At 65.3% G+C, this 12,094-nt stretch carries 10 protein-coding genes; 1 reads left to right on the top strand and 9 read right to left on the bottom strand.

The genetic code is table 11. The features are described from left to right. Nucleotides 1-655: 655 nt before the first annotated feature. From J5M67_RS23105 to J5M67_RS23095, 3 genes are all read right to left on the bottom strand, one after another. The gene (locus J5M67_RS23105; protein WP_207887663.1) at nucleotides 656-1,855 is read right to left on the bottom strand and encodes a porin; all 1,200 of its coding nucleotides are present in this window, start codon (nucleotides 1,853-1,855) and stop codon (nucleotides 656-658) included. Nucleotides 1,856-2,135: 280 nt separating this feature from the next. Continuing rightward, the gene (pqqF, locus tag J5M67_RS23100) at nucleotides 2,136-4,406 is read right to left on the bottom strand and encodes a pyrroloquinoline quinone biosynthesis protein PqqF (RefSeq protein ID WP_207887661.1); all 2,271 of its coding nucleotides are present in this window, start codon (nucleotides 4,404-4,406) and stop codon (nucleotides 2,136-2,138) included. Nucleotides 4,407-4,538: 132 nt separating this feature from the next. Next, nucleotides 4,539-5,465, bottom strand: a complete 927-nt coding sequence (locus tag J5M67_RS23095; RefSeq protein ID WP_207887659.1) for a site-specific integrase — start codon at nucleotides 5,463-5,465, stop codon at nucleotides 4,539-4,541. 180 nt (nucleotides 5,466-5,645) lie between these two features. Here J5M67_RS23095 and J5M67_RS23090 point away from each other — a divergent pair, with 180 nt between their 5' ends. Continuing rightward, nucleotides 5,646-6,617 (top strand): DNA-binding protein, encoded by a 972-nt coding sequence (locus tag J5M67_RS23090; RefSeq protein WP_207887657.1) that lies wholly within the window; start codon nucleotides 5,646-5,648, stop codon nucleotides 6,615-6,617. Nucleotides 6,618-6,632: 15 nt separating this feature from the next. Here J5M67_RS23090 and J5M67_RS23085 read toward each other — a convergent pair whose 3' ends face one another. The 6 genes from J5M67_RS23085 to J5M67_RS23060 form a co-directional block, all read right to left on the bottom strand. Then, on the bottom strand, nucleotides 6,633-7,541 hold the full coding sequence (locus J5M67_RS23085; protein WP_207887655.1) for a LysR substrate-binding domain-containing protein: 909 nt from the start codon (nucleotides 7,539-7,541) through the stop codon (nucleotides 6,633-6,635). Between the two features lie 200 nt (nucleotides 7,542-7,741). Beyond that, entirely contained in the window at nucleotides 7,742-9,166 is a 1,425-nt protein-coding gene (locus J5M67_RS23080; RefSeq protein WP_207887653.1) for an OprD family outer membrane porin, read from the bottom strand. Nucleotides 9,167-9,177: 11 nt separating this feature from the next. Continuing rightward, a complete protein-coding gene (locus tag J5M67_RS23075; RefSeq protein WP_207887651.1) occupies nucleotides 9,178-10,119 on the bottom strand; it encodes a pirin family protein in 942 nt (313 codons plus the stop codon). A 48-nt stretch (nucleotides 10,120-10,167) separates the two neighbouring features. After that, nucleotides 10,168-10,566: an OsmC family protein gene (locus tag J5M67_RS23070; protein WP_207887649.1), complete on the bottom strand. Its 399-nt coding sequence runs from the start codon at nucleotides 10,564-10,566 to the stop codon at nucleotides 10,168-10,170. Nucleotides 10,567-10,631: 65 nt separating this feature from the next. Then, entirely contained in the window at nucleotides 10,632-11,258 is a 627-nt protein-coding gene (gene ycaC, locus J5M67_RS23065; protein WP_207887647.1) for an isochorismate family cysteine hydrolase YcaC, read from the bottom strand. Between the two features lie 56 nt (nucleotides 11,259-11,314). Beyond that, nucleotides 11,315-12,001 carry a hydrolase gene (locus tag J5M67_RS23060; RefSeq protein ID WP_207887645.1) on the bottom strand — a complete coding sequence of 229 codons (687 nt, stop codon included), beginning with the start codon at nucleotides 11,999-12,001 and terminating at the stop codon, nucleotides 11,315-11,317. Nucleotides 12,002-12,094: the final 93 nt, after the last annotated feature.

The following is a 12,094-nucleotide window of genomic DNA, read 5'->3' as shown; positions in this document are numbered from 1 at the left end:
CTCATCGCCATACGCCCCAGACCCGATAGCGAGGTGCTGTATGACGTGTACTTCTGCCATCAACTTTTGCGAACTATCGACCTGAACAGCCCCGACTACGGACCATAATGTGTCAACCATGTCCCCGTACATGTGTCCATCATGTCTCCGGTCTATACATCAAACGACACAAAAGGAACCAAAAGGTCTTGCCCCATCATCCGGCCCCGGCTTCGCCGGGGTTCCCTCGTTACATCGAAGTTTCAGGGGCCCGCCGCGAAGGGCCATCCCTGGCCCATCGCGGCTCTCGCGGCATCCATGCCGCTCAACCCCTGAAACTCCGACTCCACTCGGCCTCCTGAAGGGGCGCTCGGAGTGCGCGGATGTTTCACTGGAAGTCTTCAGAGCAAAAGCCAAAGCCGGAGATCTGGGCTCTTCGTAGGAGCGAGCTTGCTCGCGAACCGCACGGCACGGCATTCCCCGTAGGAGAGACGGGGGCGCCTAGCCCTTGTCCGCGAAATCCTTCGCGATGTAATCCGAACGTACCGGTGAACGCCGATGCCGAACGCCCGCGACCCGCCGAAACATCCAATCATTCGCGCCTAGCCCCTGAAAAAAAAAGACGGGCAACCCGAAGGTCAGCCCGCCGAAATGGAGCCAAAGGAGTCTTGGGGAGTTACCAGTTGAGCACCGCGCCCACGGCGAGCGTGTCGGTGTCTTCGCTGACAGTCGAACCCTTGCGCCCGTCGATCTCATACACGTTGTACTCGGCCACCAGCTTCAGGTTGTCGTTGATGGTGCGGAAGTAGGCAATGCCCTTGGTCGAGTAGTCGGCGGCGGTGCCCAGGCCGTTGCCGTCGTCGCGGGTTTCGCCGTAGGACAGCGCCATGCGGTTCTTGCCCCAGGTGTAGGAGCCCTGCAGCAGCATGCCGTTGCTGTCCACTTCGCGCAGCGCGGCTTCTCCGGCGTTGTTGGTGAAGAAGGGGTTGATGCCCTTGGCGGTGAAGCCCGAGCCGGTCAGCGAAATGCCGCCCATCTTCGCCTGGATGCCGTAACCCAGGCCCTTGGAGGTCACGTCGTCGACTTCGTCGTTGGTGTTCTTCGAGGTCTGGTAGGCGCCGTTGACCCAGCTGTAGATCTGCGCGCCGGCCAGGTCGAACTGGTAGCTGACCTCGCTCTCGTAGCGCGGGTTGTCCTGGTAGGCCTTGTCGTCGAGGCCGTCACTGGCGTCCTTGTCGATCTGGTTCGTGTCGATCGGGTCCATGATACCGACCGCCACGCGCAGGCCTTCCACCAGGTTGTTGTTGCGGTAGGTGATCTGCGAGGTCGGGAACGGGTACGGGTAGCCGGTGCCGATGTTGCCGAAGGACACGCCCTTGCCGTCCACCAGGCCCAGGGTGTCGCTGGCGTTGCCGAAGCCGGCGAGGAGTTCGTCGAGGAAGATGTTGGAGCGCGAGAACAGGCCGAAGTCCTTGCCGATCAGCACCTCGCCCCAGTCGCCGGCGACGTTGCCGTAGAACTGGCGGACATCGATGGCAGTGCTGGTGCCGTCCTGCTCGCTATCGTTGATGGTCACCCAGAACGAGGAACGCCCGGTGAGGGTCAGGTCGTTGACCTGCTTGCCGAAGGTGAAGCCGATGTAGTTGGGCAGAAAGCCCATCTTCACCCGCGACTGGCGACGGTCGTAGGTTTCGCCGTTACGGTCCACGTCACTGTTGACGTAGAAGGTATTGAAGTAGCCGTCGGTGGAGAAAGTGGTCTCGTCCTTGTCGTACAGCTTGATGTCGGCGACGGCCGCCTGCAGGAAACCCAGCGCCCCAAGAGAAACCAGGGACAGGGGCAGGATACGGCGAATGGCGGTGTTGTTCTTGTTCATGACGCTCTCCGCGTGGATGTAACGACTGCGGTTCAGTCGTGGCGGAGGCGATTATCGAAACGGGGCGGCAGCGGCCATACGCTGCATTGGGCGCGTTTTGCCGCTGCCTTGGCCGGGGCGCGGGGCCTGCTGCGCAAGGCCATGGCCCGTCCTCGACGCAGGGACGGGCACCATGGTCGAGATGGTATTGCCACCTAGGGAGCAGTCCTTGCGGCGCCGGACAAAAGTCGCAGGAATGCCTCCAGGGCGACAGGCCCCGGAAGCGGCGTCAGGAAGGATTTCAGGCGCGGTTGGCGAGCAGCCACCAGCCTCCGTTGGCTGCGAGCAGCTCGGCGTGGGCGGCCTTGAGGTCGGCGCGGGTCAGGTGGCGGGTGCAGTCGATCAGGCGTTCGTGGTGGTCGTCCGTGACGCCGGCCAGGCGGTCTTGCCAGGCGTCCCCGGGGCCGGCCAGATGGCTGGCCAGGTCGTGCAGCTGTTGTTCGGTCATCACGTCCAGGGCGGCGCCGTCGAGGAAGTCCTGCAGATGACGCAGTAGCTCGTCAGGCCCGGCGTGGGGCGATTGCACCGCGAACAGCAGGCCGCGCCAGCCGCCGACCTGGCGGAAGCCGCAGTACAACGCATAGCCCAGGTTCAGTTGGCCGCGCAGGCGCTGGTGGAAGCCGGGCTCCAGCGCCCGTGCGAGCAGCCGCCAGCGGGCCTCGCAGGCCGCATCCCGATCGGGCAAGGGGCAGAACAGCGCCAGCGCCGCCTCCCCTTCGGCCGCCCAGCGCTGCCAGTGATGTCCGCCGGGCAGCACCGGCAAGGGAAGCGGTAGGGTGGCCCGCACACCGGGGATATGGACGTTTGCCGGAAGCGCCGCCCCTTGTTCCAGCAGGTCCCAGCACGCGTTCATCCAGTCTGGAGCGGCCATGGTGCTCCCGGCCAGGACGGAGGGCAAGGCGGCGAGCAACTGGCGGATGGGCAGGTCCGCCGTCTGGCGGTCGCGCTCGCGCCGCAGCAGACGCTCGCCTTGCTCCAGTACCGAGGGTGACGGCTGTTGCAGTGCCTTCAGCGCATCGGTCAGGGGCGCTTCCAGACGGTCGCGCGGCCCGCTCACCGACAATGCCCAGTCAGGGCCCTCCTCCTCCAGTTTCAGTGTCACGCCGCCGGATCGCGCCTGGCCGCCGATGGGTCGCAAGGCCAGACGCAGGGCGAGGAAATGGCTGCGGCACGGACGCTCCGCAAAACGCCAGCGCAGGTGCAGCGCCCCCGCCTCTGCCGTGTTGGCTGGCAAGGGCGCGGTGAAGGTCCAGGGCTGTGGTTGCAGATCGCAGGTGGGTGGTGCGGGTCGGTCGAGCAGCAGCGGGAAGCCTGCCATCTCGACTGCCTTGCCCTGGACATCCGGTGCGACCAGCAGGCGGACCCTGGGTGCCCGGCCGAGGCTCTCCAGCCAATCGCCAGCCGGAGCAGCGGGCAGCCCCCGTATGCGCAAACGCAATTGCTCCAGCGCTGGCAGTTGCTCGAAGTCTCCCAGGCTGGTCTGTATCACCTCGCTGGCGCATTCGCCCAAGGCACCTAGCCAGTCGAGAAACGCGGCTTCCACGATTGCGGCGGCGCTGACCTGCGCCAACTCGAAGGTCACCGCCAGCAGGGCCTGCCCCTGGGCGCGATAGACAATACGCAGGGCGGCGTCATCCGCCAGCCCGCGCTCGCCCAGCCAGGCCAGGAGACCGCCGGAAGACTCGTCGCGAAGGCGCTCGCCCAGACTCTCCACGGCCTGCTCGGCGGACGCGTCCAGCCCGTCGAGGGCGAATGCCAGCACCAGTCTCGGTACTCCGGGGAGCCGCAGGGCCAGGGCGTCCTGCGCCCAGGGCAACAGCGGAGGCGCTGAGCTTCGGGGGCACGAGGGCTGTGCCGGCCAGTCCGAGCAGCTGTGTTCCGCCAAACCCTGCAGTTCATCCAGCGGTTGCGGGCCCAGCAGCCAGAGTTCCAGGTTGCCGGGGTGATAATGCGCTCGATGATAGGCGGCCAGGGCATGCTGGAAAGCCGCGCTTTCCACCGGCAGGCTGGCACGCCGGCCCGCCACGAAACGGCGCAGCGGGTGATCCTGGGCCACGGCAGCCGCCAGGGCCGCATCGATCAGCGTGTCGGCATCCACCGAGCGCGCGATGTATTCGGCCTCCAGCACTTCGCGCTCGCTCAATTGCGCGGAGGGGTCGAGCAGCGGCCGGGCCAGCATGTCCACCAGGCGCAGCAGGCCGTCACCCAGGTCTGCGGCCGCCACCTCGAAGAAGAAGTCGGTCGTACGCGCCTGGGTACTGGCATTCAGGCGTCCGCCGCGCCCCTGCATCCAGGGCATCAACCGCTGCTGCGAGCGATGGCCGGCGCTATCGAGAAACAGCAGATGTTCGAGGAAATGCGCGAGCCCCGGAAAGTCCGCCGGTTCGTCGTGGCTCCCCGCGGCGACCCGGACCAGCGCCGCGGCCCTCGACGACTCCGGCGCATGGACGAGCACGACGCGCAGGCCGTTGGGCAGGCACAGCTCTCGTATCCGGGCAGAGGGGGTTGCCATTGCGTGGATCGGCTCCAGTGGCGGTCAGATTTCCGGACACCTTAGCGGCATCGCAGGGGAAGCAAAATACTCCGTTAGGCAGGCTCCGAGCCGCTCGATTTCTTCATCTGCCCCCAGAACTAAGCAGGCGGTCTAGGTGATAGCGAACTGACCGGGAAACGAACCTGCCGGATCGACATAGCGCAAGGCCGACTTCGGGTCCCGCCAGCCGACATAACTCATCAGGGTCTTCTGATCCCAACCGCTGCGCGTCGCCCAGGTCGCAAAGCCGCGCCGCAGCGAGTGGCTGCTGTAACGCTCCGCAGGCAGGCCGCATTCACTCAAGGCGGCGCGCAGGATCGGAATGACGCTGTTGGGATGCAACTGGGCCTCCCCCGCGTGTCCCCAGCGGTCGATACCCCGAAAAACCGGCCCTTGCCGTTGGCCAAGCTCGGTCATCCAGTCCAGATATGCCTGCACTGGGCACAAACGGACCAATGCCGGCGCATGGAAGGTCTGGCCGAGGTTTTCCCGGTCGCTCTTGCTCCATGGCAGGAAGATCGTCATGCCTTTACCTGGCGTTACCTCGATGTGCTCGATGCGCAACCGGCAAAGCTCTTCGCTGCGGAACGCTCGCCAGAACCCCAGGAGGATCAGCGCCCGGTCGCGCAGGCAGCGACGGCGCCGTGGCGCGTCTCCCGCCTGGTGAGCTGACAGGGTGCCCTCCTCCAGATGCCGGACGCACAGTTCCAGCTCCTGGAGCTGCATGGGGTGCGCCTGCTTCTCCGGCCTGGGGTGCAGCACGCGAATGCCCTTGAGCACCTTGCGCACCACCGGCGCCTTGGTCGGATCCGGGAAGCCCTGGCTGAGATGCCACTGCGCAAGCGCCGCCAGCCGGGTCTTCAGCGTATTGGCGCTGAGCACGCCGGCATGGTCGGCCAGGTAGCGGGCGATGGTCTCGCTGGTGGTCGGCAGGAAACCGCCCCAAGCGACCTCGAAGTGTTCGATGGCGGCCTGGTAGCTGCGCCGCGTATTGCTGCGCGTCGCGGCTTCTATATAGCGCTCCAGATTCCGGGGCATCGCCACCCTCCTCCTTTCCTGTATCGGCCTTCAGCGTCGTTTACGCCCAGCCTTGGTCATCACACGTGATAATTCGTGATTATCCATTCTCAACTTGTTCAGAACAAATATTGATTATTCTTGTTAAGATGCTACGTACTTACATATTACATACCACATTACGAAATCGTCGGAGACCCCATGGCACGCGGCGGAATAAACAAGGCCCTGGTACAGAAAGCACGCTCAGCCATACTGGCGCGTGGGGAAAATCCGAGCATCGATGCCTTGCGTGTCGAGCTGGGCAATACCGGCTCGAAGTCCACGATCCATCGCTATCTGAAGGAAATCGAGGCGGAACAGGCGCCTCGCGCCGGGCAGCCACGCTCACTCAGCGACAACCTGAGCGAACTGGTGGAGCAATTGGCGGGGCAGTTGCAGCAGGAAGCCCGGCAGTCCGTGGCGGAAGATCGAGCCGCCCTCTCCCGCGAACGCCTTGATTACCAGCAGCAGGTGCGCAACGCCCAGGCGCAGATCGAGCTGTTGAAAGGCTCCATGCAAACCCTGGAGGCCCAGCTGCAGGAAGCTCGCAGCCAGCTCCAGGCAGCCCAGGAACAGAAGCACCAGGCGGACCTGGCGAACGCCCGGCTACGCCAGCTGGGTAGCGACCTGGAAACCCGCCTGCGCGAACGGGACGCGCAGATCCTCTCGCTGGAGGAGAAACACAATCATGCGCGCCTGGCGCTGGACCACTTCCGCCAGGCGGCCAAGGAGCAGCGCGAGCAGGAGCAGCGGCAACACGAAGGTCAGGTGCAGCAGTTGGGTGTGGAGCTTCGGCAATTGCAGCAGTCGATGATCGTGCGCCAGGACCAGCTTACCCAGCTCAACCGCGACAACGAGCGTCTGCTCACCGAGGCGCGGCTACTGCGTAATGAGCAGGAGGCGAAGCACCAGCAGCTCATGCGGGAAACCCTCGCCAGCGAAGTGCTCCGGCAGGACAAGGCGCGGCTGGATGGACAGCGCATCGAGATCGAGGAACGCAACCAGGAACTGACCGATGAGCTTCGCCTGTCCCAGCTGCTGGTGAGAGAGCAGGCCATCCGGATTGCCGCACTCGAAGAGCAACTGCAGCAGGCAGCCCTGCGCGAGGAGGATGCTGCGGCGTCCGAGTGAAGCTGGCGGCGCTTCTCAGGAAGCCAGCGACTCCCGCTCGAACGCCTCGGCAAGAAAGTCGATCAGCTTGCGCACGGCGGGCATCAGGCCGCGTCGGGAGGGAAAGATTGCGACCACATCGCCCATCTTCGGCGTCCAGTCGTCCAGTACGTTGACCAGCCGGCCGCTGGCCAGGTCGTCGATCACCACTTCCTCCGGGAGAAGCACCACCCCTACCCCCGCCAGCGCCCCCTGGAGCAATACGGAAACGTCGTCGGAAACGATGCGTGGGCGCAGGTGGATGGAGGCCGAGGCGCCGTTCGGCCCGTCCAGCTCCCACACATAGTCCTGCACGTTCGGTCCCCAGCAGAGGCTGGGCAGCTCGACCAGGTCTGCCGGCCCCAGCGACCCCTCTGTGCGGGACAGCACGGCGGGCGCTGCCACCAGGCAGAAGCGGCTCTGCGCCAGTTTGCGCATGATCAGCTCGCTGCTTTCCAGTGGCTGGTGACGGACGCTCAGGACCAGGTCGAAGCCTTCGCTGATGACGTCGACGCGACGGTTGAAGCTCTTCACCAGCAGCTCCACCACCGGGCATTCGGCCATGAACCGCGCCAACAGGGCGGCAACCCGCGCGTCCAGCAGCGCGGTCGTGCAGGCCACCCGGACCATGCCACGCGGTTCGGCGCGACTGCGCTCGATGGTGTCCTCGGCGGCGAGGGCCTGTTCCATCATCGCCACACAGTGCTGGTAGTACTCCTGACCGATTTCGGTGACCGCGAAATGCCGCGTCGAGCGCTGGATAAGGCGCACGCCCAGGCGCTCTTCCAGCCTGGAAACCCGGCGGCTCAGGCGCGACTTGGGCAGCCCCAGCATGCGGCCGGCGGGTGCGAAGCCGCCGTGCTCCACCACCTTGGCAAAGAGGAACAGGTCGTTCAGATCAAACATGGACAACGGACACCCACACCATATCGAATCGACTCATGAACGCTGACGCCCATCCTTGGGACGGGAGCAACAGGGGCCCGCCGAGCCGGGGTGGCCCGGGGAGCTGTCTAAGTGGAAAACGGCCTGCGAGAGCCACTCGGCTAAACGCCGCGAAGGCCCTGCACGCCAGGGTTATGGGGGCTCCAGGAGTGAAACCAGCCTCAAAACAGGCTGACCGGATAATCGACGATCAGGCGGTACTCATCGGCGCTGGAGTTGCCCCGCGTGTTGCCCGGTGCGGTATAGCCGTCGCCCTCGCGGTGGGCGGCCCAGCGCACGGTCAGCGTCAGGTCCTTGGCCGGCCCGGAAGGGACCAGGTACTTGAAGGCGAGGTCGCGCTCCCAGTGCTTGGCGTGCTTGCCGTCCGGGTTGTAGATGTAGCCGTATCCGGCGCTGTTGGGATCGACCCGGGTCAGGTCCGCTTCACCCTGCGTATAGGCGGCGATGAATTGCAGCGTCGGTGCGCCCAAGAAGCTCAGCGGCGTTTCGTACTGCAGCCGCCAGGACTTTTCCCCCGGCCCGTTGAAGTCGGCGAACTGCTGGGAGTTGCTCAGGTAGAGGAATATCCGGTCATTCTGCGTCATGTAATCGAAAGGCGTCCGCCCATCGACCTTCTGCAAGCCAAGGGTCACGGTCTGCCCGTAGGCCGTTGCGGCGAGCCCGGCGCTGTAGGTGTCGTTGTCGATCTGCCCCAGTTGGCTGCGGCCTTCGTCACGAGTCTTGAAATAATGCAGGTAGGGCTTGAGCACCAGTGTGTCGCTCACCGGGATGGCATCGGTGATGCCCAGGTAGTACTGGTTCCAGATGTCCGCGAGCTGGCCGCCATAGGCCGTCAGTTGCACGCCCCACGGGCCACTGTAGATCGCGCCTGCCCAGCCCAGATGGGGGCTCTCCCGGTCGGCCGGCACGCCGGCCTTGTTGCGCGCGCCGTAGGCGGTGACCAGGTGGCTGTAGCCGCTCTGGTTGCGCAGGCGCGTGGACTCGACGAAGCCGCCATCCACCCAGAGGTCCTGCAGGCCATGGTTCTTCAGCGTGATGCCGCGATAAGCCTGCGGGAACAGGCGGCTCGTGCCGCTGGCCACCAGCGGGTTTTCCACCAGTTGATCCCCCGCCTTGACCAGGGTTTCGAGGTAGCGGAGCTTGAGCGCGGCTCCCGCGCTGGAAAACGCGTCGTCGGGCTTGCGTTGCGAGTCCAGCGGCAGCAGGCCGGCGCCGCCGCTGCCACCGCCGCCATCCAGCTTGAGCCCCAGGAAAGCGTGGGCATCGATCCCTACCCCGATTGGCGTGTCGGTGAAGCCGGAGCGGAACGACAGCAGGAAGCCTTGCGCCCACTCGGTGGGATCACGCCTGATCAGGTCGGAATGATTGTCGCGCTGGAGGTAGTAATTCCGCACCAGTCCGTCCAGCCGCGAGCCTTCCACCAGCCCGGGCGGAATGGCCAGCTCGACGGCCTGTCGGTCGTTGACGCCGGTGAAGATGTTGTCCTTCTGCCCCAGGGAGTTGTCGGCCTGGACGGGCAACGCCAGGAACAGGCCGATCCCCAATGGGCACAGCAGCCAGCGTCGCTCGACGCCCCGGCTCTTCATCGTCGTCATCCTCAGGCGCGCCAGGGCAGCGGCGGCGCAACCAGGCGCGGTCCGTCGAACCCCTTCACCTCGCCGAAGCGGGCACCACCCTCCTCCCATTCGCGCTGCGCCTGGGCGATTTCCGCCTTGCTGTGGCCGACGAAGTTCCACCAGAGGAAAATCTCCTCGGCGAAAGGCTCGCCACCCAGCAGAACGGCGCGGGCGCCCGCCGAGGCCTCCAGTTCAAGCGACACCAGGCCGCGCCCCAGGTAGGCGAATTCGTTCGGACCGAAGACCTCGCCGTTGATGCTCCACTCGCCGGTCAATGGCAGCACGCCGTATTCATGGCCCTGCTCAAGGGCCAGACGGGTACCTGTCGCATCCTTCGCGGCCAGGTCGAGCCCCACCAGCGGCGAGAAGGTGTGGGCGGGCGCGGTGTATTGCCCGAAGCTCCCGGCCAGCAGCGTCACCTCGAAGCCGTCCGCCTGCCATCGGGGCAGTTCGGCGTAGTGATCGAACATCGGCGGGCGGTCCCGCTCGGCGGCCGGCAGGGCGATCCACAACTGCACCGCATGCAGCTGCGCCTCACCGGGCAGGGACTCCTCGGTGTGAGTGATGCCGTGGCCGGCAGTCATCAGGTTCACCTGACCCGGACGGATCACCTGGACATGGCCCAGGCTGTCGCGGTGCAGCACTTCGCCGGCGATCATCCAGGTGAAGGTCTGCAGGCCGATATGCGGATGCGGCCCGACGCGCAGCCCATTCCCGGACGTGAGGGTCGCCGGCCCGGCATGATCCAGGAAGCACCAGGCCCCGACCATGCGCCGCTGTCGCGAGGGCAGCAGCCGATTGACGGGAATGCCGCCGCCGACCTCGGCACTGCGTGAAGTCACCCGCTGGATGGCCCGCACGCCGTTGTTCAGCGGGCAGTCGGAGGAATGCGACAGCTCGCATTGGGTTTCGTGTGTACTCATCTTCAGACCTCCCCAGCCACCGGGATACTCACGACGGCTGCACGGACCTCACTCCACCAGCTTGCTGGTGATGAGGATTTCCCCGCTCAGCACCTTGTGGATCGGGCAGGCATTGGCGATCTCCAGCAAGCGTGTGCGCTGCTCGTCCGACAGCGCCCCGGACAGGTGAATATCGCGGCCAATTTCTGTCTGTCCTGGCCGCTCCTGTACAACGCGCAGATCCACGTCGACGGACTCCAGCGGCATGCCCTTGCGCTGTGCGTACATGGCCACCGTGATGGACGTGCAAGCCCCCAGCGCGGACAGCAGGAGCTGGTGCGGCGTCGGCCCGGTGTCGCCACCACCCAGCGCTGCGGGTACATCGCCGAGCCACTCGTGCTGGCCATTGCTCAACTTCACCTGGAACGCGGTGCCGGCATAGGACGCACGGACTGTCGGTTCTGCCATGGGAACTCCCGAATTCGATGGTCGAACGGGGAACCATGCCTCCGGGCATGGCTCCCCGCAGCGGATCACTTGGCCGCGGTCAGCAGGCTGTAGCTGGTGATCAGGTTGCGATAATCCGGGATGTGCGCGGAGAACAGCGCCGCCAGCCCTTCGATGTCGTTGCGCCAGTCACGGTGCAGCTCACAGGCCACGCCGAACCAGGTCATCAGCTGCGCGCCGGCGGCCTCCATGCGGCGCCAGGCGGCGTCGCGGGTGACTTCGTTGAAGGTGCCGGAAGCATCCGCCACCACGAACACGTCGAAGTCCTCCGCCAGCGCCGAAAGCGCCGGGAAGGCCACGCAGACCTCGGTCACCACGCCGGCGAGGATCAGCTGCTTCTTGCCGGTGGCCTTGACCGCCTTGACGAAGTCCTCGTTGTCCCAGGCGTTGATGTTGCCGGGGCGAGCGATGTACGGCGCGTCCGGGAACATTTCCTTGAGCTCCGGCACCAGCGGGCCGTTGGGGCCGTTCTCGAAGCTGGTGGTGAGGATGGTCGGCAGCTTGAAGTACTTGGCCAGGTCGGCCAGGGCCAGGACGTTGTTCTTGAACTTGTCCGGCTCGATATCGCGAACCAGCGAAAGCAGACCTGTCTGGTGATCGACCAGCAATACGGCGGCCTGGGTCTTGTCGAGACGGACGTAGGGCTTGCTCATGGCGTTTCCTCGCTCTCAGGTTGGATGTCCGGTGTGGTTCACCGGACAAGGGGATTTCAGCGTTGCGAGTCCAGCACCTCGTGGTTGGCCACCACCTGCTGGGCCTTGGTGTAGCTCTCGATCAGCAATTGGTAGTGCGGGAACACGGTGCTGTAAGCCTCCGCCCACTGGGCGGCATCCGCGCGGTTCCAGGTCTGCTGGACTTCGGAACACACTGCCGCGGTGTCCATCGGCACCACGCCGGCCTGTACCACGCGGGCCAGGGTGATTTCCTGGGCCATCTTCGAATAGGTGCCGGACGCGTCGATCACGGCGAATACCTGATAACCGGCGTTGACCGCACTGATGCTGGGGAAGGCCATGCACACGCTGGTGATGGTGCCGGCGATGATCAGCTGCTTGCGGCCGGTCTTCTCCACCGCGGCGACGAAGTCCGCGTTGTCCCAGGCGTTGATCTCGCCCTTGCGCGCCACGTACTGGGCATGCGGCGCGGCTTCGTGGATTTCCGGGATCAGCGGGCCATTCGGCCCCTGCGGCACCGAGGCGGTGGTAATGACCGGGATCTTCGCCAGCGTGGCGATCTTCGCCAGGGTGATGGCGTTGGCGCGCAGCGTGGTCATCGGCATGTCCTTGACCGTCTGGAACAGACCGCTCTGATGGTCAATCAACAGCATCGCTGCGTTATTCGGATCGATCTTCGGGATTTGACCGTTGAAGTTCGCGACCTGTGCAAAGTTGCTCATAGTCCTCTCCTCTTTCTCGGGATCAGGGCCATCCTGGCCCTGGCGGCTGAACCGCGGGCCCCACATTCTTCTGCAGGGATTTAACAGGTTAGA

The sequence above is a fragment of the Pseudomonas sp. 30_B genome, from assembly GCF_017491605.1.
Classification (GTDB): domain Bacteria; phylum Pseudomonadota; class Gammaproteobacteria; order Pseudomonadales; family Pseudomonadaceae; genus Pseudomonas.
This window is presented reverse-complemented; position numbering and strand designations above follow the sequence as displayed.